Genomic DNA, 227 nt, shown 5'->3' on the forward strand with positions numbered 1-227 from the left:
GTAACGATGCGGATCGGCGGTCGTGACCCTGTGTTCACCAAACGGTCTGGTCGCAATTCTGCGCGATCAGCGCAGCGTGAACGGAATACCCATCGAAATGAGTGGAGCTAAGGGGACTCGAACCCCTGACCCCCACACTGCCAGTGTGGTGCGCTACCAGCTGCGCCATAGCCCCGCGTTGTCGTGCTCATCGAAGCTACACCACAGCCGCACCAAGGTTCAAAACA

Annotated in this window: 1 tRNA gene; it reads right to left on the bottom strand. The window is 59.0% G+C overall.

Annotated elements, in window-relative coordinates:
- Positions 1 to 102: 102 nt before the first annotated feature.
- Positions 103 to 175 (bottom strand) — tRNA-Ala (locus tag ABW16_RS23700).
- Positions 176 to 227 lie beyond the last annotated feature (52 nt).

Source organism: Mycolicibacter heraklionensis (assembly GCF_001021505.1).
GTDB classification, from domain to species: Bacteria; Actinomycetota; Actinomycetes; order Mycobacteriales; family Mycobacteriaceae; genus Mycobacterium; species Mycobacterium heraklionense.